The sequence below is a fragment of the Gaoshiqia sp. US2 genome (genome assembly GCF_059705485.1).
Map to the genome: position 1 here is coordinate 3355731 of NZ_AP048550.1, position 21459 is coordinate 3377189.

Genomic DNA, 21459 nt, shown 5'->3' on the forward strand with positions numbered 1-21459 from the left:
AAGTTCTCAACAGAGAATAAAAAAATAAGTTCGATGCAGAATATACAGAAATGTTGGCGGTCATTGTAAAGTGACACAGTAGACAGCAACTACAAGATAGGAATTATCATAACTTTGGATGGAAAATTACAAAGAGACAGAATAGATAACAGTTATATTATGAGTAAGGCAAAAATATCCATACGTTTTTTTGACGACCGTGAAGTACGGGCCATCTGGGATCAGGAAAACGCCAAATGGTGGTTTTCAGTGTTGGATATTGTTGCCGTACTTACCGACCAAAACGACTATACCAAAACCCGCAACTATTGGAAATATCTTAAAGCGAAGTTGAAGAAAGAAAACAGTCAAGTGGTTAGTGCCACTACCCAGTTGAAATTCCTTGCACCGGACGGTAAAAAGCGTTTAGCCGATATGTTGGATTACAACGGCATTATCGCGTTGGGCAAAGAGTTTCCGAGCAAAAAAGCAAACCGATTTATTGAATGGTTTACTTACAGTGATGAAAGCATCGACGGAAAAAGTAAAACAAAAGCGTATGCGTTGTTTGATAGTTCGTTTATCAACAGCATTGAAGTTGGTACAACCAAAGGTTTGCAACAAATACACGCTTATTTGTTTGGCGGATTGTATGATTTTGCGGGACAAATTAGACAAAAAAATATTACTATGAAGAAACACTTGTACATGCAATTACCTCACATAAGAGACAATTATTGCAGCCACGTGCCGAAGGCGAAGTTTAACCATTGCAAAACCTCTCGCCGACAAATTCTGATAACAGAGCTGTTTTCACTATTTGTTTAGGCATTTAAATACCACTGATATAATCTTTCAATCCCTTCTTCAATGTCAATTTGATGTTTCCACCCCAGGGCATGGAGCCTGGACACATCGGTTAGTTTACGCATGGTACCGTCGGGTTTCGAGCTGTTGAATAGCAGTTGACCCCGAAAACCTACTTTTTCTTTGATCAGGCCGGCCAGATCGCGGATACTGATTTCCTGACCGGTACCAATATTGATGTGGGTGTTTCTCACCTCAGTCGGGTTGGGATTGGTGCGAAGGATGTCGTCAAAATTGATGCTCTCCATGAGGTAAACGCAGGCATCGGCCATTTCTTCGCTCCAGAGAAATTCGCGCAGGGGTTTGCCGGTACCCCAGATTTCGATCGAGCAGCTCCTGTTATGTCTCCCGGAAGGTGGAACGAGGCCGTATTTGCTGAGTATCCCGGTCAGTTGATCCCGGGACACGTCTCCACCGATTGCTTCGATCGGACGTGCATCGAGATCCTTTTGGATGGCTTGCCAGTTGTTGTCTTCCATACATTTACCCAGATGAATTTTCCGAAGCAGGGCTGGCAGTACATGCGATTTTTCGAGGTCAAAATTGTCATTAGGACCATACAGGTTGGTGGGCATGACCGAAATAAAGTTGGCGCCGTATTGCAGGTTGTAACTTTCGCATAGTTTAATACCGGCAATTTTTGCAATCGCGTAGGGTTCGTTGGTGTATTCGAGCGGCGATGTGAGCAGGCTGTCCTCTGGCATCGGTTGCGGGGCCTCACGCGGGTAAATACAGGTTGACCCCAGAAACAACAGTTTTTTCACTCCTTGTTTCCACGCCTGGTGGATCAGGTTGTTCTGGATCATCAGGTTTTCGTAGATGAACTGTCCCCGGTAGGTATTGTTGGCCATGATACCGCCTACTTTGGCCGCGGCCAGAAAAACATATTCCGGTTTCTCCGCTTCAAAGAAATCAGCAACGGCTTGCTGGTTGGTTAATTCCAGTTCGGCATGACTGCGGGTAATCAGGTTGGTATACCCTTTTCCTCGAAGGTTATTTACGATGGTGGAACCAACCAGGCCCCGGTGTCCGGCAATATATATTTTAGCGTTTTTGTCCATGTTTTATTTTTTTGAGTCCACAAATTTCACGGATTACGCGAATTTAAAAAGGTCGGCGATCTTCTTATTATCATTCGACTATTTTTTCGTGTAATCAGCAGACAAATTTTTGTTTACGGATAAGCCGGAAACGCGAATCAAAATACGATCCGCTTATAATCCAAACTAATTGTTCCAAAATTTACAAGCAATCCAAGCTGATATCCGGTTATTTTAAGATAATTCATCGTTTGCGCCCAATGTTCGGGCTGAAGCTGGCTTAAGGCTTTTATTTCAACAATGATCTTGTTGTAACAGACAAAATCTGCCACGTATTCTTTTTTCAATAAATTCCCTTTATAAAACACCGGTAGCTTTCTCTCTTGATTAAACGGGATCCCTCTTTGTTCAAATTCGATTGCCAGAGCTTCCTGGTAAACGGCTTCCAAAAAACCGCATCCCAAGGTATTATGCACTTCCATACATGCCCCAATAATCTGGTAACTTTCCTGCTTATAAATCAGCATTTGTTGTTCGAGCAAATCCATATTTTTCTGTTTAAGTCCACGAATTTCACGGATTACACAAATTTAAAAAAAGGTTGGCGATCTTCTTATCCTTTTATTTGTGTCATTCGTGCAATCGGTGGATTGTTCTTTGTCCACGAATTACACGGATTAAACGAATTTTTTAAAAAAAGTCTGTTGTCTTCTTATCCTTTTATTCGTGTCATTCGTGCAATCGGTGGATTGTTCTTTGTCCACAAATTACACGGATTAAACGAATTTTTTAAAAAAAGTCTGTTGTCTTCTTATCCTTTTATTCGTGTCATTCGTGCAATCGGTGGATCGCTCTTTGTCCACGAATTTCACGGATTACACAAATTTAAAAAAAGGTTGGCGGTCTTCTTATCCTTTTATTCGTGTCATTCGTGCAATCGGTGGATCGCTCTTTGTCCACAAATTACACGGATTAAACGAATTTAAAAAAAGGTTGGCGGTCTTCTTATCCTTTTATTCGTGTCATTCGTGCAATCGGTGGATTGTTCTTTGTCCACAAATTACACGGATTAAACGAATTTTTTTAAAAAAGTCTGTTGTCTTCTTATCCTTTTATTCGTGTCATTCGTGCAATCGGTGGATCGCTCTTTGTCCACAAATTACACGGATTAAACGAATTTAAAAAAAGGTTGGCGATCTTCTTATCCTTTTATTCGTGTCATTCGTGCAATCGGTGGATTGTTCTTTGTCCACGAATTTCACGGATTAAACGAATTTTTTAAAAAAAGTCTGTTGTCTTCTTATCCTTTTATTCGTGTCATTCGTGCAATCGGTGGATTGTTCTTTGTCCACAAATTACACGGATTAAACGAATTTTTTAAAAAAAGTCTGTTGTCTTCTTATCCTTTTATTTGTGTCATTCGTGCAATCGGTGGATTGTTCTTTGTCCACGAATTTCACGGATTAAACGAATTTTTTAAAAAAAGTCTGTTGTCTTCTTATCCTTTTATTTGTGTCATTCGTGCAATCGGTGGATTGTTCTTTGTCCACAAATTACACGGATTAAACGAATTTTTTAAAAAAAGTCTGTTGTCTTCTTATCCTTTTATTCGTGTCATTCGTGCAATCGGTGGATTGTTCTTTGTCCACGAATTTCACGGATTACACAAATTTAAAAAAAGGTTGGCGGTCTTCTTATCCTTTTATTCGTGTCATTTGTGCAATCGGTGGATTGTTCTTTGTCCACAAATTACACGGATTAAACGAATTTTTTAAAAAAAGTCTGTTGTCTTCTTATCCTTTTATTCGTGTCATTCGTGCAATCGGTGGATTGTTCTTTGTCCACGAATTTCACGGATTAAACGAATTTAAAAAAAGGTTGGCGGTCTTCTTATCCTTTTATTTGTGTCATTCGTGCAATCGGTGGATTGTTCTTTGTCCACGAATTTCACGGATTAAACGAATTTTTTAAAAAAAGTCTGTTGTCTTCTTATCCTTTTATTCGTGTCATTCGTGCAATCGGTGGATTGTTCTTTGTCCACAAATTACACGGATTAAACGAATTTTTTAAAAAAAGTCTGTTGTCTTCTTATCCTTTTATTTGTGTCATTCGTGCAATCGGTGGATCGCTCTTTGTCCACGAATTTCACGGATTAAACGAATTTAAAAAAAGGTTGGCGGTCTTCTTATCCTTTTATTCGTGTCATTCGTGCAATCGGTGGATTGTTCTTTGTCCACGAATTTCACGGATTAAACGAATTTTTTAAAAAAAGTCTGTTGTCTTCTTATCCTTTTATTCGTGTCATTCGTGCAATCGGTGGATCGCTCTTTGTCCACGAATTTCACGGATTACACAAATTTAAAAAAAGGTTGGCGGTCTTCTTATCCTTTTATTCGTGTCATTCGTGCAATCGGTGGATCGCTCTTTGTCCACAAATTACACGGATTAAACGAATTTAAAAAAAGGTTGGCGGTCTTCTTATCCTTTTATTCGTGTCATTCGTGCAATCGGTGGATTGTTCTTTGTCCACAAATTACACGGATTAAACGATTTTTTTTAAAAAAGTCTGTTGTCTTCTTATCCTTTTATTCGTGTCATTCGTGCAATCGGTGGATCGCTCTTTGTCCACAAATTACACGGATTAAACGAATTTAAAAAAAGGTTGGCGATCTTCTTATCCTTTTATTCGTGTCATTCGTGCAATCGGTGGATTGTTCTTTGTCCACGAATTTCACGGATTAAACGAATTTTTTAAAAAAAGTCTGTTGTCTTCTTATCCTTTTATTCGTGTCATTCGTGCAATCGGTGGATTGTTCTTTGTCCACAAATTACACGGATTAAACGAATTTTTTAAAAAAAGTCTGTTGTCTTCTTATCCTTTTATTTGTGTCATTCGTGCAATCGGTGGATTGTTCTTTGTCCACGAATTTCACGGATTAAACAAATTTAAAAAAAGGTTGGCGGTCTTCTTATCCTTTTATTCGTGTCATTCGTGCAATCGGTGGATCGCTCTTTGTCCACGAATTTCACGGATTAAACGAATTTTTTAAAAAAAGTCTGTTGTCTTCTTATCCTTTTATTCGTGTCATTTGTGTAAATCGGCGGACGATTCTATTCAAAATAATTCATAATCGTGTAGCCGCCGTCTTTCAGGTAGGCATCTTTTTTCATCAGTCTAATATCGCTTTGCATCATATCTTTCACCAGCCCGTTCAGATCGTATTGAGGTTCCCAGCCCAGCACGGTTTTGGCTTTAGTGGGATCGCCAATCAGCAGTTCAACTTCAGTTGGGCGGAAATAGGCCGGGTCGACCTCGATCACGGATGACTTATGGTTGATGAGCGATAAAATATGCGGCAGGTATTGTTCTCCTGCTTTCTCGGCAAATCGTTGTTTATCCACCGCAGCAATCTGAGCTTTCTCATTTGCTCCTTCGCCGGTGAATGCTAATTCGAGCCCGATTTCGGCCGCGGCCAGGCTGATAAAGTAGCGAATGGTGGTGGTTGTACCCGTGGCAATCACGTAATCGTCGGGCCGGTCCTGCTGCAGAATGAGGTACATGGCCTTGACGTAATCTTTGGCATGTCCCCAGTCGCGACGGGCCGACAAGTTGCCGAGGTAACATTTCTCCTGCATGCCCAAGGCGATACGACTCATGGCCCGGGTGATTTTCCGGGTAACGAATGTTTCGCCGCGGATGGGCGACTCGTGGTTAAACAGGATGCCGTTGCTGGCGTGCATACCATAGGCTTCGCGGTAGTTTACCGTGATCCAGTACGCGTACAGCTTGGCCACGGCATAGGGCGAACGCGGGTAAAAGGGCGTGGTTTCTTTTTGCGGTGTTTCCTGCACCAGGCCGTACAACTCGCTGGTGGATGCCTGGTAAATCCGCGTTTTTTCACTCAACCCTAGCAGGCGAACGGCTTCGAGTATACGCAGTGTTCCGATCCCGTCGGCATTGGCCGTGTACTCGGGCGTATCGAAGCTGACCTTCACATGGCTCATAGCCGCCAGGTTATATATTTCGTCGGGTTGTACTTCCTGTATGACGCGGGTAAGGTTCATACTGTCGGTCAGGTCGCCGTAATGCAGAATCAGGTTCCGGTTCTCCACGTGCGGGTCCTGATACAGGTGGTCGATCCGTTCGGTGTTAAAAGAGCGACGAACGCCGTTTCAGACCGTGTACGATGTACCCCTTTTTTAACAGGTATTCAGCGAGGTAAGCTCCGTCCTGCCCGGTAATCCCGGTAATAAATGCGGTTTTTTGTGACATGCTGTTTTTGTTTATTCAGATGATTGAGGCTGCAAGTTTACCATCTATTATCAAAAATTGGAAGTATTTTTCCGTTTTTTGTCAGTAATGGGGCGTCATCCTTGAACTTGTTTCAGGATTTGTTCCTCTCCCGCCCGAAGCCGTTCATGAAAAGCCTTTGGATGTAGAATTAAATGCTTACTTTTGAAATCTGTCGTTTTAACTGAATTATTGAAAATGGACCAGGATATCAGATGGCAACAGCGCCTGGCAAATTACCGCAGCGCGCTGGGCCAGTTGGAAAGAGCGGTGAAGCTCGCGCAGGAAAAAACATTGAGCGAGCTTGAAAAACAGGGCTTGATACAGGCCTTTGAGTTCACGCACGAACTGGCATGGAATGTCATGAAAGATTATGCTCATTTCCAGGGCAATATCCTGGTGGCGGGTTCGCGCGATGCCACACGCGAGGCTTTCGCCCTGGGCCTGGTAGTCGATGGCGCCGGATGGATGGAGATGATCAAAAGCCGGAACCAAACATCACATACCTACAACCTGGAAATTGCAGAAGAAATCGTTGACAAAATCATCGAACGTTATTTCAGTCTTTTTAAAGCTTTCGAAACGGTGATGCTGGAGAAGAAAGCCGGTGAAGAGCTGGATGAGTTAGATAGAAGATGAGAAGATATTAGATATTGGTTATTAGAGATGAGAAAACTCGTTGCGTATCCTTTTTTCAAATATTTCTTATGAATTACGGATTAAATCAGCAGGATATTGAAAAAATCAGGGCCGTACTGGAAGGGTACCCGGAAGTGAAACAGGCAATTCTTTACGGTTCAAGGGCCAAAGGTAATTACCGCTTGTCGTCTGATGTTGATATCAGCCTGGTTGGCGAAAAACTGACTTTGTCAGACCTGCTGGCTATCGAAAACCGGTTAGACGACCTGTTATTACCCTATAAAATAGATCTCTCCATCTATCGTCTGATCGAAAACCCTGGCCTGATTGCCCATATCGAGCGCGTTGGTACCGTTTTTTACGAACGGGAAGGAGGTTTATCCTGAAAGGATCAGATTTTACTCCTGCCGGATGGCACACCGGGTACCAGCCGGCGTGAGCCGGGGAGGGTGGTTCCTGTAGGGATTGCGGATGAATATGTACGTTAAAGCCATCCGAGTACTTTTTTACCCCCATGACTTTTAACCTTCGGGTAAACGTTTCGGCGTAGCAGTTTTTACGATGTTCCGTGGCATTTGGGACAGGGTGGAAGTGTATCGGTATTGTCTTCAAATGAATCACTTCTCCGCATGTGTTGCACGTGTAGACTCCTTTTCCGGGTTTTTCTCCTGTTGTTGGCCTAATTGTTAGATTTAAGAGTTATAGAATCGGGAACTGTAAGTCTGTTAAGTGGTATGGCAAGGACGGCAACAATAATAGCACCCGTTTGATTGGCGGTAGTACCTTTTTGCTTCCTTTACTGCATCCCTGCAATTTGAAAACGTGCCCAGATATATTCGATTTTCCTGATTTGGGAGATAAGAGCAACTGGAGACATGTACTTCATGATCTCCATTGGATTGTGGATTTTTGTTAACGTAATAGGGTTCCATAGGTTAATTTTTCATTGGATTTATTATAAAAAAGGGCTTCATGAATTTTGGAGAAACAGAACTTGCATCATATTGAAAGCATATGTTTAAAAACATCTATTGTTTTCTGTTGGTAATCAGCACTAAAGATAATTGTTTTGAGTAAAAATAGAATTATTTTTTCAGAAATTCACGTTCCTGCTCTTCATATCGGATTAGCCGAACAAGTCGGTAATCAAAACAACGTCAGCCACTTTAGAAAGCTCTTGACAAAAAAAATAGTGAAAATCGTTGACAAACAAAATAATGACGTCAATACAGACAATAAAATCAGGCGTAATCTCCCCTGAAAAAGCTGCACGCAAAATTTATCTGAAACATAAATTGAATAATTTTATTGTTTGTTTAAGTAATAATTCATAACTTTTTACTTGATTTAATAAAAACCTTTAATCATGAACTTTCGATCAAATGACCTGCTCCGTTCGCGATTGCTTTTACCTACCCCCGTCCGGTACCTGTTTGTCGCGAGCGGGGTACCTCAGCGGTTACCACAGGAACCATAAGCTTTAGATCAGCTGCTTCCTGTATCGTTTTTTAACACATAATCATAAATTAAAAAAGTATATCATGTCAATTTTGTATAAAAAAGTTCAGCGGATCAATCCGCGGGATCCTGAAGGAGCCCGGAAATGGTACATCACTCCCAAACGGATAGGACAAAAAAGTGTGAAAGAAATTGCCGAAGCCCTGGCTAAAAACACGACCTTAAGCAGAGGAGAAGCAAGCCTGGTCATCGACGAATTGCAGTCGGTCATCCTGACCACGCTCCTGGACGGCTATACCGTACAAATGGGCGACTGGGGAACGTTCCAGTTAACCCTAAACAGCGAAGGTACAGATACCGAAACCGAATCTTCGCCCGATAAAATCAAGGGGGTCAACATTCGCTTCCGACCGGGCAAAGAGATGAAAGAAGCCATTGCCAAAGCGACCTTTTCGCCCCGTTAAATGCGGTTACAACCCCGGGGCCAGGTATTGGTCCCGGGGTTTTTATGCTTCTGAATCAGGCCAATCTCGCCCGGTTTAACCGGTATATTTAAACTTCTCCGTATAAGTTGGCAAACTTCTCCGTATAAGTTTCAGAACTCCTCTTTAGAAGTTTTCGAACTTCTCAGTATAAGTTTGTAAACTTCTCTTTAGAAGTTTTGTGACTTCTCTTTACAAATTCTGAGCTTTCTCTTTTGGTCATGCCGACGCGATTTGTACCATATCCCATTCTGCCGAATGGCACACCGCTTACATGCCGGTGCGAGCGGAGGAAAAGATCACGGATAATCTTTTTCAAAAAGATACGATAGCCTTTCCTGTTTTACAGTTTATACATTGTGCCTGTATGAACAGGTTTACATCCGGACATTTAGTTCTGCCTCCCATGTGGGCAATTTTTGGATTTCCGATTCTTTAGTTTAGTCTGTCCTTCAGCGCTTTTTTATTCTATTTACAATAATTTCCAGGTAATCAATAATTATTTGGTCAAAATTATTGTAACTTTCTGTCACCAAACTAAAAACTAACAATGAAAACGACACCTGAACACCCTCCAACGTGAACAGCACAAAGATTTTTGGGATGTTAAGAGTAGCGACAATCTAAAGATACTGGAGATGGTGTGGCTGTTATTATAAGCTAAAGTATTGTTTTGGGGATGGTGGGGAAGAAGTGATTTGAGGATTTGGAGCGGTAAGTTGGTGTTTTTAAGGGAGAATAAAATAGCTTTAGCCATTTTTTATTATCATATCAATGAATTCTAAAACATAAACTAGCTGGAGTCCAGAAACCACATAAACGGGGCGATACCTGAAAAGCCAAATGAGTATGGATTAAATATGTTTAATTATGGCCATAGATTTAATTGCAAAATTTAGCGTTGTCAACAAGGTTGACCCAAATGATAGTAAAGAGATATTTGAACCATTCTTAGCTCCAGATGAGCAAATTATCTTGTCTTTTAAGCATTCAAGAGACAAAGTTGTATTTACTTCATACAAAATCATTTGTTACGATGTTCAAGGATTGACTGGAACAAAAAAGGAATACCGCTTTTTTCCATATTCAAAAATTACCTCGTTTTCCGTAGAAACAGCAGGATTTTTTGATGCAGATTCTGATTTTAAAATTTGGGTCTCAGGAGTAGGTTGTTTTGAGATAAAATTTGGATTAAGATTAGATATAAAAGAAGTAGGATCTTTTATGGCATCGAAGATATCGCATTAAAAAAACAGCCGCCAATAACCAGGACTCTGAGCGATCTGCAAACCCCGGCGATGCCGGTTGACGGGTTAAACGTGGGGCAGGAGGACTGGTATTTGGAGAGTGTGAACTTGTATATTTAAGGGCAATAATTTTGGAGTGGGCAGGCAGATTCCACACAATACAATAGTTTATACAGACCACGATAAAATGGATACACCATGACAAAAATTAACGTAAAAGACACGGACGTAACGGTTTTAACGATAGCTGATCATGATTATATTTCTCTTACAGACATTGCAAAATTCAAAACGAACGACGCAAGTGCAGTGATTGGTAATTGGATTCAAAACCGCAATACGATTGAGTTTTTAGGGATTTGGGAAACATGATATAATCCTGAATTTAAACCCATCGAATTCGAGGGGTTTAGAAATAAAATTTAGAAAAAATGGCAAAGAGTAATAAAATAAATGTGAAAGGCACTGAAATACTTATTTATGCTGAAAAAGCAGAAGAGTACATCAGTTTAACCGATATTGCCCGATACAGAGATGCCGAACGCAGTGACTACATTCTGCAAAATTGGATGCGTAACAGAAGCACAATTGAGTTTGTTGGGCTTTGGGAAATTTTTAACAACCCTCATTTTAATTCCATCGAATTCGATGGAATTAAAAATTTGTCGGGTTCAAACAGCTTTGCTTTAACTCCAAAACGATGGATTGAAGCCACCAATGCCAAAGGTATTGTCTCTAAGACAGGGCGTTATGGCGGCACTTTTGCCCATAAGGATATTGCGTTTGAGTTTGCATCTTGGTTAAGTGCTGAATTTAAATTCTATTTAATCAAAGAATTCCAACGCCTCAAAGAAGAAGAACAAAAACAACTGGGCTGGACAGCCAAGCGGGAATTGGCTAAGTTAAATTATCACATACACACCGATGCGATTAAGCAGAATCTTATACCCCGGGAACTTTCACCGGCCCAAACGTCAATAATCTATGCCAATGAAGCAGATGTTTTGAATGTTGCGTTGTTTGGTATGACTGCAAAACATCCAGGAGCTTCTTCAGGAACGTGATGAGCTCTTCCAGGAGCTTTCCCGGTTGCGAAAAGTCGATAACGGGGCACTGGAAGAGCTGGAGAAAGAGTTAATCGAGTATGAACGGCGCAAGCCTGAAAGAGAGAAAAAGAAGGCTGTGCGCCAGCCGCTTCCAGACCACCTCAGGCGGGAGATAGAAGTCATAGAGCCCGAAGGTGTCCAGGATAACTGGGTACGCATTGGCGAGGAAGTAACAGAGATACTTGAACACAAACCCGGCGAGATTTATGTACGCCGGATAGAACGCCCCAAGTACGCCGTAAAGCAATCAGCAGGAGAAGAAAATATTACGAATGAACAGGACCGGGAGGAAATCCCGGCTATCCGTATTGCATCCATGCCACTATTGCCTTTACCCCGAAGCAATGCCGGCCCTTCGTTGTTGGCCGAGCTGATGATGAACAAATATTTTTACCACCTGCCTTTTCATCGTCAGATTGCCATATTAAAGATGGTCGGGGTAAGATTGCCCGCATCAACCGTTAATGGCTGGTTCCAGGGCGCTAGCGATTTACTTCGGGCGCTTTATCTTCGTTTAAAAGAACTCATCCAACAGCAATTACGATTTAGGCCTGGCCGACCTTTTGCCACACGTTGGAAAAAATCCAACAAGTGCCAGCGTTTTTCAGAAAACTCCAACTAATTCCAACTAATTCCAAGAGATTCCAACAGAACTTAGAAAATTCCAAATCTCAGGCTGGTATCCCCGGCCTAAAAGAAAATTCAGTATACGTGGCAGACCGAATGCTTACTTTAGAACAGATTCCAAAAAAGTCCAACCTGTGTCGGAATGTTTTTGGAATTTTTAAAACAACGATAGAAGCTACCAGATTGCGCACCTGTACCAGGCCGATAAGCTCTGCAAACTACTGCCAGCAAACCTTTACTAATTTTGCTGCAAACTTAAAAGAGGTTCATGCCCGGAGGGATACTTAAAACTGATGCCAGTTTATCCACAGATTTTTGTCATACCGTATCTTATCATCTAACGATTCATTAAGCCCATGATCGGAAAATACCATGATTCTATAATTGGCTTTTAATGCTTTTAATCCGTTGGCATATCCTGCCGGAATGGATAATACAGCGTTGGTGTTTTCTGTCATAATTTCAAAATTTGCCTTAAGGTTGGGGGATGGATTAGCCCAATTATCGATTTCGACCCATGCAACAAGAAAACTCCCTTCAACCACATGGAAAAATTTGTGTTCACATTGGTGACCTTGCCAAGCCCTGATTACATTAATGTTGGGATGCGTAATGGTATAAAATCGTTTTACAAATGATAAATCAAATTCATTTATGTATGAAAGAATTCCTCTTTCATCTTTGTAATTGTCTCCGATTATTAACTTCGGCTTATCAATTTTTATAGTTGCCATCCAAATCACTTTAAACTGTTTTCTATTTGACGACAAGCCCGGCCAACTGAAAACTGATTGATTAAAAGCTGACGCGCCAATTTACCGGTTTCGTTCCGTAGCGATTCTGACTGAATTAGTCTTAGTGCAGCATTGTAAAATTCTTCATCTTCCCCATGATCGAAAATAAAACCTGCTTTTGCTTGATTTACGATTATCTTTAGATCATTCCCTTTATTAACACTGCCAAGAATGGGTTTTGAAAATTCCATATATCCCAAAAGTTTCCCCGGGAAGTTATGTGTTTTGTGGCCCGGATGTAAACTGAAAAGACCAATATCAAATTCATTTAACATCTTAAAATAAGTTTGCTGACCTACGGGGGGCAGATAGGTAACATTGTCAAGTTGGTTTTTCTTTTTTTCAGTGAGTATAAGATCCACTTCATCCCCCTTGCCAACAAACAGAAAATGGACATTGGGATTATCCTTGAGCCGGTGTGCCAGATGAATCAAGTTAATCATATTTTGAGCGTGACCAATATTCCCACCATAAAAAAAAACAACCTTCTCTTTTAGACCTAATTGATCGCGAAAATGTGAGTCAGCTATCCTGGGAACATCAATTTTTGCCCAGTTATACAATACTTCAAATTTTATTACATCTTTTTGAACAGATTGAAAAAAAGACAGATTTGATGGAGACATGACTCCTATCTTGTCCGCGTGTTTATAGTTGATCCGTTCAAAAAATTTGAAATATTGATAGATGGGAGATCTTTTACTTATCAATCCATTGTCTACAGTCCACTGGGGGAAAATATCACGAAGGATCAAATATGATTTTGCCCCCCATAGCCGTTTAAGCCGGCCAACCATCGGTCCCCAGAAGATGGATGGAGAATAATAGATAATTGCATCATGAGGATTTGATTTTAAATATGATCTGGTTGTGTTCCATGCACGTACGGAGAGCAGACTTTCATTGATCGCTCTTCTTACCTTCGATATATTTTTAACTTCACCGGATTTAAAGAAAACGATCTTGATTTTATCAATTTCTTCCACTTTAAATGGAATCCTTAGTCTAGGATCAGGGGTTAAAACGGTAACATCATGGTTGTTGGCTTTAAATTCCAATGCCAGCTCATGCATCATCTTTGCAGCTACTTTTATACTATGCGGCAGGTAATCATCAACGATCAATAAAAGCTTCATGGATAAATTTGCTGTTAAAACCTGTAATATTGCGAATACCTTTCTCTGTTTGAATCCATCAGTTGAAATAAATCTCGTACCATTGTTTCGTAGGACGGAACCTGATATCGGAAGTCGTTTCGCTCGGAGATTAAACTTTTATCAACTAGTTTTCCTTCAACCGAATTAATTGTAACGTCAGATTTATTGAAAGCTCTTTGGAAAAGCTTTAGCAAATCATACTTACAAATGCGCTTTCCATTGGTGATATTTATTAGACCAACGATTTTTTGATCAAGAGTGGCATCAATGACCTTTGCTAATTCCAACGTAGTGATCCCTCCCCAAAAGGCTTTCGTAAATCCGTTGATCTCTCCGGTTTGATTCATAAACCAATGAAACAATCCTTCTCCGTTTTGTTTTATTTCCGGGCCAATGATTGAGGTCCTGATTGTCAGGTGTTTGTCGCTGATAACCTCTCCCAGCGCTTTGCTTCTGCCATAAACATCGTCGGCATCCCTGAAATCAGTTTCACGGTATGCACCCTTCTTTCCTGAAAAAACACAATCGGTACTGATATGAATGAGCTTTGCATTCATCGATTCAGCGATCCTGGCCAAGGAATGAGGGAGGTATGCATTGATGTAAATAGCATTGAGCGGGTTTTCGCATGAACCTTTTATTAGAACGCCAATGCAATTAATAATGAAATCAGGATTTAGATCAGAGATTATTTTTTCCAACATCTCTTTATTATTCACGTCAGCAATGATGCTTTCTGCATTCAGTGGACTACGATAAACGAGATTGATAATATTATATTTTCCCAACCTGGCGAGGTACTGATATACGACATGACCGGCCATCCCTGTGGCGCCGAGTAAAACTATTTTAGGTTTATTCATGGGTGTTTCCTTTTGACCAAACAGTACGGTTTATATAATCAACATATGAAAGGATGATTCTCAGTACTTTTTTAGAAACGTTATTGGTTTCATAATCATTCACCGTATGGATTAATTCCGGATTTTCTTCGAAATGAGTCGTTACAATATTGATAGATTCGATAATCCGGTCTTTTTTTAACCCTGTCATGATTAAAGTTCCTTCATCCATCCCTTCAGGTCTCTCATGTGCCTGTCGTATCGTAATGGCAGGAAACTTTAATACAGACGATTCTTCGGTGATGGTACCACTGTCCGAAATCACGCAAAACGCATTTTTTTGGAGCTTTATATAGTCTAAAAAACCAAAAGGTTTCATAAACTCAATAAGCGGGTTTTGATTGGTAAAACCGATTGCTTCCAGCTTCATTCGTGTACGCGGATGAGTGGATACAATGACTTTTTTATTATACATTTCTGTTAGTGCATTCAGTGATTCCAACAGGTTGTTGAAGTTGCATTCCGAATCTACATTTTCTTCGCGGTGTGTGCTTACGATGAAATAACCTCCCTTTTTTAGATTTTCTTTTTCAAGCACATCCGATTTTTCAATATTTTCCCGATGATAGAGCAATACTTCTTTCATAGGTGAACCCGTTTTTATGATGGTTTCCGGCGGGATTCCTTCCGCTATCAAATATCGGCGTGCATGTTCCGAAAGTGGTAAATTGATATCGCTTAAGTGATCAACTATTTTCCGGTTGATTTCTTCGGGAACCCGTTGATCAAAACAACGATTTCCGGCTTCCATATGAAAAATCGGAATTTTTCTGCGTTTAGCTGAAATAACTGACAAGCAACTATTGGTATCACCATAAATCAGTACCGCATCCGGTTTTACTTCTTCAAAAATTGCATCTGATTTAATAATGACGTTTCCGATGGTTTCGGCGGCATTTGCACCGGCAGCATTCAGGAAATGATCGGGCCTGCGGATTCCTAACTGATCAAAGAAGATTTCATTTAATTCGTAATCAAAATTCTGGCCGGTATGGACTAAAATATGATGGGTGTGTTTATCCAATTCAGGAATCACACGACTGAGTTTGATTATTTCGGGCCGTGTGCCTACAATAGTCATTATTTTTATTTTTGCCATAATCTTAATTCTTCCTGGATGTAATCCAATGATAAAAGTTTTTCTTTCACCTCTTCAACATTAAGTCGTTGCGTGTTGTGTGAGTTGTAATCTTCGAGTGCCGAAGTGTTGACATCGCCCGTTTCAAAATATTTGCCGTAGTTGAGATCTCGGTTGTCGGCTGGTATCTGGTAAAAATTTTCTAAATCGATAGCTTTGGCCATTTCTTCGCGGGTACACAAGGTTTCGTACAGTTTTTCTCCGTGGCGGGTACCAATTACCTGGATGGGATTTGGTGCATTAAACAGTTCTTTGATGGCCAAGGCTAAATCGCCAATGGTTGAAGCAGGCGCTTTTTGAACAAAGAGATCGCCTTGATTCCCATTTTGAAAAGCAAATAGTACCAGATCGACCGCCTCGTCCAGCGACATCAGATAGCGAGTCATATTGGGGTCGGTAACCGTAATCGGGTTGCCGGCTTTAATTTGTTCTACAAAATGAGGAATAACCGATCCACGCGAAGCCATCACGTTACCATACCGGGTAAGACAAACCTTTGTGTCACCTTCAGGTATATTGCGAGATGCAGCAACTGCTACTTTTTCCATCAATGCTTTGCTCATGCCCATCGCATTAATCGGATAGGCAGCCTTGTCGGTACTCAGACAAATTACGTTCTTTACTTTGTTTGCAACAGCGGCTTTAATTACGTTGTCTGTACCCATTACATTTGTACGCGTTGCTTCAATGGGGAAAAACTCGCAAGAGGGAACCTGTTTCAACGCAGCTGCCTGAAAGACAAAATCGACACCACGCATGGCCATTTCAATGCTGTCGAAATCGCGTACGTTTCCAATGTAAAACTTGACCTTGGGGTTATTCAGCGATACCCGCATATCGTGTTGTTTTTTTTCATCCCGGCTGAAGATGCGAATTTCTTTTATTTCTGTATCAAGAAACCGGTTTAGAACGGCATTACCAAAAGAGCCAGTACCACCGGTGATTAAAAGGATTTTGTTTTTAAACATGGTTGTATTCATTGTAAATTCGTTCAATAAAGTTAAAAGTTTGTTCAGTTGTTTTTTTCCATGAGAATTTTTTTACTTCTTTTAAATTGTTCTTTGCCATTTGCTCTCTTCGTTCCGGATTCAATAGCAGTTGTTCCAATGCGTTTTCGATAGAACAAATGTTTTTTGCATCGAAATAATATCCATTTTCCTTTAAAAATTCAGGCATGGGTTGTTTATTACTACAGGCAATCGGAACGCCTGATGCCATAGACTCGATCAATATATTTGGCATATTTTCACAAGTGGAAGCATAGACAATACCATTTGCATCTTTATAAAATTTTTCGATCCCATTATAAGGAACATGCCCATGATAATGTATGAAATTTCCTTCGGGATCAAAGTTTTGTATCGTTTCCGTCAACCGTCTTCCCGCCGGTTTATAAATAATTCCACCTACTAAATCTAAACTAATCGGATAGCCTTTTGTCCGTAGATTTGCAACGGATTGAACCAAATTCCATTGATGTTTATATACATGAACTGTGGAAACATATAGAAAACGAAAAGGGTTTTCAAATGAAAATTCTGAAACCAGTAGTTGTTTTTTCACAGGCCCCTGGAATCGGGGAGATATGCCATGATGAATAATGGTTTTAGCCTTTTCTTCAAGATTAAATTGTTTTAGAACTTCCTCACACGCATAAATGGAAATGAAAATAATACCGGCAGCATTTCTAAATGAGCGTTTTTGCTTTTGATATATGAGCCAAAAACGAAAAATCTCACGCGGTTGCTTAATCTCTTTCCATATTTTTCGTTCGTACAATAGCATATTCTGGGACATACTAATAATTGGTCTAAAACTGCCTGTATAATCTCCTGTGATTGAAAATAGTATGTCACAACGCTTTTTTATTTCTTTATCAAAGTAGAATACCTGGAAAATTATTCGGTGGTATATTTTCTTATTTAACCAAGAGAAGGTTATTTTTTCAACATGGTTTGATTCAGGAAGCTCTTTAAGAACATTTTCTGAGCCGAAAACAATTAATGTTAACGGTTTATCGTCGGAAATTATATCATTGAGATAAAACAGAATTTCTTTCAAGTGAGTTATCCCTCCACCTCCTCCAATATTGGTCGCATCTATTCCGATTCTCATAATAAGGTTATTACTTTAGTTACATACATAGGATTTGTCGAATAAAGAATAATATAGGATTACGTTATCTATTTGGGCTGTTTAAATAAGTAAAGCACTTGTTAATTCAATTTCTGGTTTTATTTGGCATGCACATAATATTGTCTTTTTTTATAATGATTCTTAGCCTGATAACTGTGGCAATAATCACGGCAGCAATAATAAATCCGGTAGTAAATGCAAATGAAGACATCAAATCGCCTCGTAATATAAAGAATATCATGCCCAGTGAGACTGGGTAGAAAATTTTTATAAAATTCAACTTCTTGCTGTGATAAAAGAATGCGTCAAGCTTTGAAACGGTATAACCTAAAATAATAGCAAATATAATTACACCAATAAAACCGAAGTTTAAATATCCTTCTGCAACATATGAGCATGAGATGTTTGTAAACGACCAATTGTTTGATTCAGCAACAAAAGCCCCTGATCCAATTGGTTTCGACAGCCAAATACTGCGAGGAACAAAAAAAAATAAAACGCCCAAAAGCTGAGAGCCATATGTGATTGAGTGTTTATTCACATAATCGATTACCATATTTAAGGTTGCATAATTATCAAAATCGCCTGTTAAAAATGAAGCTGCCGCCAGTGAAACTTGAATATCATTCACCGATTGATCTTTTACCCTGAACACCGATAACGCGGGATAAATAATGAAAATCAAAATAGCTAATCCGATTGTAGGAAGGCTCTTATGTTTAAAGTCAGGCATCAATACAAACACAATGGCAATATAAAAAGCACCCGCCATATATCGAGGTATTGCTAACGGAAAATTGGTAAATATCAACAAGAAGAGGGATAACAGTAATATAATCAACCGTTTCCTTGATGGAGTGGATTTATAGTAATACGCAAAAATGATGGTGCAAAAGGTTGTGGACGCTCTTAAAAGCTGATTGATAATTAGGTAGGTTGATTGCGTGCCGGAAATGGTCTGTGCATCAAAGTCTCCTCTTAAGAAAACAAATCCTCCGCTTATTAGGTAAAAAAATAGTAGAATAAGAAACTGTATGCTTAATAATAATAAAATTGAAGATGGTTTAAGAGACACTTGAGGGCTTAAAACGGTTACATCAATATTCAATTCTTTTCTTTTAAATGTATTATATGACAATATATAAAATACAATCCACAATAAAATCAACATATTTGCTTTTATAGCATTGAATTCGCTAACCTTAATGTTCCATGGAAATATGTCAATGCGGTATTGAACTAATGGAACAATAGCCCAGAAAATAAGAATATAGACCCATAAAAATTTATTTATGGAGTAGGCTTCTCTATTCTTTATAAAAGATTGATAAAAAGAGATGATAATTATAATCGCAAAAAGGGATATCGTTATGAATTGCATCAGTTCGTATATTGTTTTATCCTGTTAAGATATATTTTTTTTGTATAGGCGCAATAGTCGGAAATAGAATATGCCGGACAAAATCATTCTAACAAATTGTGCTGTGATAATTGAAATAATTCCACCGGTAATTCCAAATTTAGGAATCAGTATCAACGACATTAGTACCTGGCTAATTAAAATGATCGGATAATATTGTATATGAGCTTTAAAAAATCTTAGCGCGTTTATTGCATAAACGAAGACACTTGAAAGAAACAGGGGAATTATTCCAAGCATAGATAAGCTGAGATCTGAATGGAGAACAGCATGATCACTGCCCCATACAATTTTTAGAACAAATTTTCCAAATAAGATAAAAAACAATAAAACGAATGTAGACGCAAGGAAAAAAATAAAAATTGTTTTATTAACCTCGATTCTAAACTTTTTTAAGTCGTTATTATTCAGACACTCTTTTAACCTGACAAGAAAGGGATGTCCAACTGAAATAACAAAGATTGTTGAAGCGATAAAGAATTGAAGGACCATTGTAAATTTGCCCAATTCCGTTTCATCAAAATAACCTTTTATAAAATAGCGTGGAATTGCAACAATCAATGAATCAAGAAAGGCTATTGTCGAAAGTGATATTCCTGAAATAACTATGGGATTAACTGCTTTCAAATTAAAATCAAATCTAATATCACAACCATCGTTCCTGATTTTAGGAATATCAAAAAAAATGAAAATAAAAAGCCAGGTACTACTTATTAGAAAAAAAGAATGATGCAGAGAGATTTCATTTGAAAGTGTCAACCATAGAATCAGCAATAGAGAAGCACTTCTGATTAATGCAATTAGAAATGAGTTATAGAAGTCATTTTTCGATTGATGATACCCTTGAATAAGCCAATTTAATGATTCAAGTATCTTAAATACTGCAAATGAATAAAATAGAATAGTTTGTTTTAATAATATTCCTAATATAATGACAATTGCCAGGAATGTAATTTCTGATAAAAGATATGTGTTTAGATAAGTTGAAAATTTCTTTTTAATATTGGTATCTATGGTGGCTAATACTTTAAGTTGCAGGTGAAAAAAAAGTGTCAGAGGGGCAATTATTGCCTGAATCAGAGAATATTCGCCTAAGGCTTCCACTCCATAGTAAAAATTAATAATTACGGCAATGATCCAAACAGCAAATGTGTAAAATATATTGCTTATGAACGCAAATATCGTCTGCTTGGATTTTAATATAAAGTGGAACATTTGTTTTGGTTTTTTTTGATAATCACAATAATAAATAATACCAGCAATGCTTCTTTATGATAGGTGTAAAATAAGTAAATCGTTTTAGAATCTATTTTGTGTGTTCTCTCATCATTTTGTTTAATTATGAGCGAATTTCTATTTCATCAAAATAATTAGTTTATAAACGCTAGATTTATTGTATGAACACGTCTGTCATTTTCGTCTGGTAGTTTCATATAGTCACCGTAAAGTTCCTTTAAGTAGGCATCCGGATTTGCAGGGGAACTAAAATATTTTCCTTCAAAGCTAATTTTCGTAAGAGGAAATATATCATTAATATGTCTTTTCTTTGTAAATCCTGTTCCAAACGGGAGGATTAAGGTTTTAATTCCAAATAGTCTTGCCCACAATCTAAGAAATGGAAACAGGATAGAGTGAATTGTGTAGTATAGAATATTCTTTAGCGAAAGAAGGATACCGAATGAATCGTTTTTTATTAAAGTAAGAACAAATAGAAACTTTTGAATATTAACTGTTGTTCTGGCAAGAAATGAGTTTCCTCGATCCAAATAGAAGATATCAACAAAGATTCCCCTATATCGATAATTTTTATCTGCATTTCTGTTTTCACTGATAACGGAGTTTGTATCCCTAAGTTTAGCAATAGGATAAATATAATTCTTATCTGATTTATGCGTCTGAAGTCGATAATTTGATGGAGTTTCTTTTTCCAGAATTCTTAAAAGTTTTTTATAATCATCTTTAAGCATTTCTATATCCAAGTCATCGTCCCAAGGAATAAAGCCGCCGTGCCTCACCGCTCCCAAGAGAGAACCCGCTGCCAGCCAATATTGTATGTTGTATTTCTGACAAATAGAATCTATAAATATCAGCATTTCGAGCATGCGTAATTGCATTTTTCTTAAATCAGACCCTTCAGAGTTATATATTAATAAATCGTCCATATTATATTCAAATT

General features: G+C 38.9%; 20 protein-coding genes and 1 pseudogene. 9 read left to right on the top strand and 12 right to left on the bottom strand.

Translation table 11 applies throughout. The features are described 5' to 3' along the window. Positions 1-159 precede the first annotated feature (159 nt). Positions 160-807, top strand: coding sequence for a BRO family protein (locus tag AC6H3C_RS13500; RefSeq protein WP_497515912.1), 648 nt, complete (start codon positions 160-162; stop codon positions 805-807). On the opposite strand, the gene AC6H3C_RS13505 is transcribed toward AC6H3C_RS13500, so the two are convergent. The 3 genes and pseudogenes from AC6H3C_RS13505 to gmd form a co-directional block, all read right to left on the bottom strand. Then, positions 804-1907 (bottom strand): GDP-L-fucose synthase family protein, encoded by a 1104-nt coding sequence (locus tag AC6H3C_RS13505; RefSeq protein WP_497515913.1) that lies wholly within the window; start codon positions 1905-1907, stop codon positions 804-806. The genes AC6H3C_RS13500 and AC6H3C_RS13505 overlap by 4 nt on opposite strands. A gap of 137 nt (positions 1908-2044) precedes the next feature. Further along, positions 2045-2434, bottom strand: a complete 390-nt coding sequence (locus AC6H3C_RS13510; protein ID WP_497515915.1) for a GxxExxY protein — start codon at positions 2432-2434, stop codon at positions 2045-2047. A 2563-nt stretch (positions 2435-4997) separates the two neighbouring features. After that, a pseudogene (gmd, locus tag AC6H3C_RS13515) lies at positions 4998-6159 on the bottom strand (GDP-mannose 4,6-dehydratase). A 216-nt stretch (positions 6160-6375) separates the two neighbouring features. On the opposite strand from gmd, the gene AC6H3C_RS13520 reads away from it, so the two are divergent. The 8 genes from AC6H3C_RS13520 (at position 6376) to AC6H3C_RS13555 (ending at position 11731) form a co-directional block, all read left to right on the top strand. Beyond that, positions 6376-6816, top strand: a complete 441-nt coding sequence (locus AC6H3C_RS13520) for a nucleotidyltransferase substrate binding protein (protein ID WP_497515917.1) — start codon at positions 6376-6378, stop codon at positions 6814-6816. A 68-nt stretch (positions 6817-6884) separates the two neighbouring features. Then, a complete protein-coding gene (locus tag AC6H3C_RS13525) occupies positions 6885-7202 on the top strand; it encodes a nucleotidyltransferase domain-containing protein (protein ID WP_497515918.1) in 318 nt (105 codons plus the stop codon). A 683-nt stretch (positions 7203-7885) separates the two neighbouring features. After that, positions 7886-8077 (top strand): hypothetical protein, encoded by a 192-nt coding sequence (locus AC6H3C_RS13530; protein ID WP_497515919.1) that lies wholly within the window; start codon positions 7886-7888, stop codon positions 8075-8077. Positions 8078-8357: 280 nt separating this feature from the next. Beyond that, positions 8358-8738: an HU family DNA-binding protein gene (locus tag AC6H3C_RS13535; protein WP_497515920.1), complete on the top strand. Its 381-nt coding sequence runs from the start codon at positions 8358-8360 to the stop codon at positions 8736-8738. A gap of 888 nt (positions 8739-9626) precedes the next feature. Continuing rightward, positions 9627-10004, top strand: a complete 378-nt coding sequence (locus AC6H3C_RS13540; RefSeq protein WP_497515921.1) for a PH domain-containing protein — start codon at positions 9627-9629, stop codon at positions 10002-10004. A 197-nt stretch (positions 10005-10201) separates the two neighbouring features. Then, the gene (locus AC6H3C_RS13545; protein WP_497515922.1) at positions 10202-10375 is read left to right on the top strand and encodes a KilA-N domain-containing protein; all 174 of its coding nucleotides are present in this window, start codon (positions 10202-10204) and stop codon (positions 10373-10375) included. Positions 10376-10434: 59 nt separating this feature from the next. After that, positions 10435-11067, top strand: a complete 633-nt coding sequence (locus AC6H3C_RS13550; RefSeq protein WP_497515923.1) for a KilA-N domain-containing protein — start codon at positions 10435-10437, stop codon at positions 11065-11067. A 25-nt stretch (positions 11068-11092) separates the two neighbouring features. Next, positions 11093-11731 (top strand): IS66 family transposase, encoded by a 639-nt coding sequence (locus AC6H3C_RS13555; RefSeq protein WP_497515924.1) that lies wholly within the window; start codon positions 11093-11095, stop codon positions 11729-11731. Between the two features lie 289 nt (positions 11732-12020). Here the strand turns inward: AC6H3C_RS13555 and AC6H3C_RS13560 are convergent, their stop codons facing one another. The 9 genes from AC6H3C_RS13560 to AC6H3C_RS13600 all read right to left on the bottom strand — a co-directional run bounded on the left by AC6H3C_RS13560 (position 12021) and on the right by AC6H3C_RS13600 (position 21445). Further along, positions 12021-12470, bottom strand: a complete 450-nt coding sequence (locus AC6H3C_RS13560; protein ID WP_497515925.1) for a cupin domain-containing protein — start codon at positions 12468-12470, stop codon at positions 12021-12023. 5 nt (positions 12471-12475) lie between these two features. Further along, positions 12476-13666: a glycosyltransferase family 4 protein gene (locus AC6H3C_RS13565; RefSeq protein ID WP_497515926.1), complete on the bottom strand. Its 1191-nt coding sequence runs from the start codon at positions 13664-13666 to the stop codon at positions 12476-12478. A gap of 14 nt (positions 13667-13680) precedes the next feature. Beyond that, positions 13681-14550 carry a dTDP-4-dehydrorhamnose reductase family protein gene (locus AC6H3C_RS13570; RefSeq protein WP_497515927.1) on the bottom strand — a complete coding sequence of 290 codons (870 nt, stop codon included), beginning with the start codon at positions 14548-14550 and terminating at the stop codon, positions 13681-13683. Next, positions 14543-15670 carry a non-hydrolyzing UDP-N-acetylglucosamine 2-epimerase gene (gene wecB / locus AC6H3C_RS13575; protein ID WP_497515928.1) on the bottom strand — a complete coding sequence of 376 codons (1128 nt, stop codon included), beginning with the start codon at positions 15668-15670 and terminating at the stop codon, positions 14543-14545. The genes AC6H3C_RS13570 and wecB overlap by 8 nt, the downstream gene beginning before the upstream one ends. A 5-nt stretch (positions 15671-15675) precedes the next feature. After that, on the bottom strand, positions 15676-16707 hold the full coding sequence (locus AC6H3C_RS13580; protein WP_497515929.1) for a polysaccharide biosynthesis protein: 1032 nt from the start codon (positions 16705-16707) through the stop codon (positions 15676-15678). Beyond that, the gene (locus AC6H3C_RS13585) at positions 16688-17842 is read right to left on the bottom strand and encodes a glycosyltransferase family 4 protein (RefSeq protein ID WP_497515930.1); all 1155 of its coding nucleotides are present in this window, start codon (positions 17840-17842) and stop codon (positions 16688-16690) included. Before AC6H3C_RS13585 ends, AC6H3C_RS13580 begins: the two co-directional genes overlap by 20 nt. 106 nt (positions 17843-17948) lie before the next feature. After that, complete coding sequence (locus AC6H3C_RS13590) at positions 17949-19244, bottom strand: O-antigen polymerase (protein WP_497515932.1); 1296 nt, start codon at positions 19242-19244, stop codon at positions 17949-17951. Between the two features lie 24 nt (positions 19245-19268). Then, the gene (locus AC6H3C_RS13595) at positions 19269-20498 is read right to left on the bottom strand and encodes a lipopolysaccharide biosynthesis protein (protein WP_497515934.1); all 1230 of its coding nucleotides are present in this window, start codon (positions 20496-20498) and stop codon (positions 19269-19271) included. 155 nt (positions 20499-20653) lie between these two features. After that, positions 20654-21445, bottom strand: coding sequence for a LicD family protein (locus AC6H3C_RS13600; RefSeq protein WP_497515935.1), 792 nt, complete (start codon positions 21443-21445; stop codon positions 20654-20656). Positions 21446-21459: the final 14 nt, after the last annotated feature.

What these genes read in the sequence shown, in the direction of transcription:
- AC6H3C_RS13560 (WP_497515925.1), bottom strand. Translation starts at nt 12,470, where the DNA reads ATGGCAACTATAAAAATTGATAAGCCGAAGTTAATAATCGGAGACAAT.
- AC6H3C_RS13580 (WP_497515929.1), bottom strand. Translation starts at nt 16,707, where the DNA reads ATGAATACAACCATGTTTAAAAACAAAATCCTTTTAATCACCGGTGGT.
- AC6H3C_RS13600 (WP_497515935.1), bottom strand. Translation starts at nt 21,445, where the DNA reads ATGGACGATTTATTAATATATAACTCTGAAGGGTCTGATTTAAGAAAA.
- AC6H3C_RS13585 (WP_497515930.1), bottom strand. Translation starts at nt 17,842, where the DNA reads ATGAGAATCGGAATAGATGCGACCAATATTGGAGGAGGTGGAGGGATA.
- wecB (WP_497515928.1), bottom strand. Translation starts at nt 15,670, where the DNA reads ATGACTATTGTAGGCACACGGCCCGAAATAATCAAACTCAGTCGTGTG.
- AC6H3C_RS13545 (WP_497515922.1), top strand. Translation starts at nt 10,202, where the DNA reads ATGACAAAAATTAACGTAAAAGACACGGACGTAACGGTTTTAACGATA.
- AC6H3C_RS13505 (WP_497515913.1), bottom strand. Translation starts at nt 1,907, where the DNA reads ATGGACAAAAACGCTAAAATATATATTGCCGGACACCGGGGCCTGGTT.
- AC6H3C_RS13520 (WP_497515917.1), top strand. Translation starts at nt 6,376, where the DNA reads ATGGACCAGGATATCAGATGGCAACAGCGCCTGGCAAATTACCGCAGC.
- AC6H3C_RS13595 (WP_497515934.1), bottom strand. Translation starts at nt 20,498, where the DNA reads ATGTTCCACTTTATATTAAAATCCAAGCAGACGATATTTGCGTTCATA.
- AC6H3C_RS13570 (WP_497515927.1), bottom strand. Translation starts at nt 14,550, where the DNA reads ATGAATAAACCTAAAATAGTTTTACTCGGCGCCACAGGGATGGCCGGT.
- AC6H3C_RS13590 (WP_497515932.1), bottom strand. Translation starts at nt 19,244, where the DNA reads ATGCAATTCATAACGATATCCCTTTTTGCGATTATAATTATCATCTCT.
- AC6H3C_RS13540 (WP_497515921.1), top strand. Translation starts at nt 9,627, where the DNA reads ATGGCCATAGATTTAATTGCAAAATTTAGCGTTGTCAACAAGGTTGAC.
- AC6H3C_RS13510 (WP_497515915.1), bottom strand. Translation starts at nt 2,434, where the DNA reads ATGGATTTGCTCGAACAACAAATGCTGATTTATAAGCAGGAAAGTTAC.
- AC6H3C_RS13565 (WP_497515926.1), bottom strand. Translation starts at nt 13,666, where the DNA reads ATGAAGCTTTTATTGATCGTTGATGATTACCTGCCGCATAGTATAAAA.
- AC6H3C_RS13550 (WP_497515923.1), top strand. Translation starts at nt 10,435, where the DNA reads ATGGCAAAGAGTAATAAAATAAATGTGAAAGGCACTGAAATACTTATT.
- AC6H3C_RS13500 (WP_497515912.1), top strand. Translation starts at nt 160, where the DNA reads ATGAGTAAGGCAAAAATATCCATACGTTTTTTTGACGACCGTGAAGTA.
- AC6H3C_RS13525 (WP_497515918.1), top strand. Translation starts at nt 6,885, where the DNA reads ATGAATTACGGATTAAATCAGCAGGATATTGAAAAAATCAGGGCCGTA.
- AC6H3C_RS13535 (WP_497515920.1), top strand. Translation starts at nt 8,358, where the DNA reads ATGTCAATTTTGTATAAAAAAGTTCAGCGGATCAATCCGCGGGATCCT.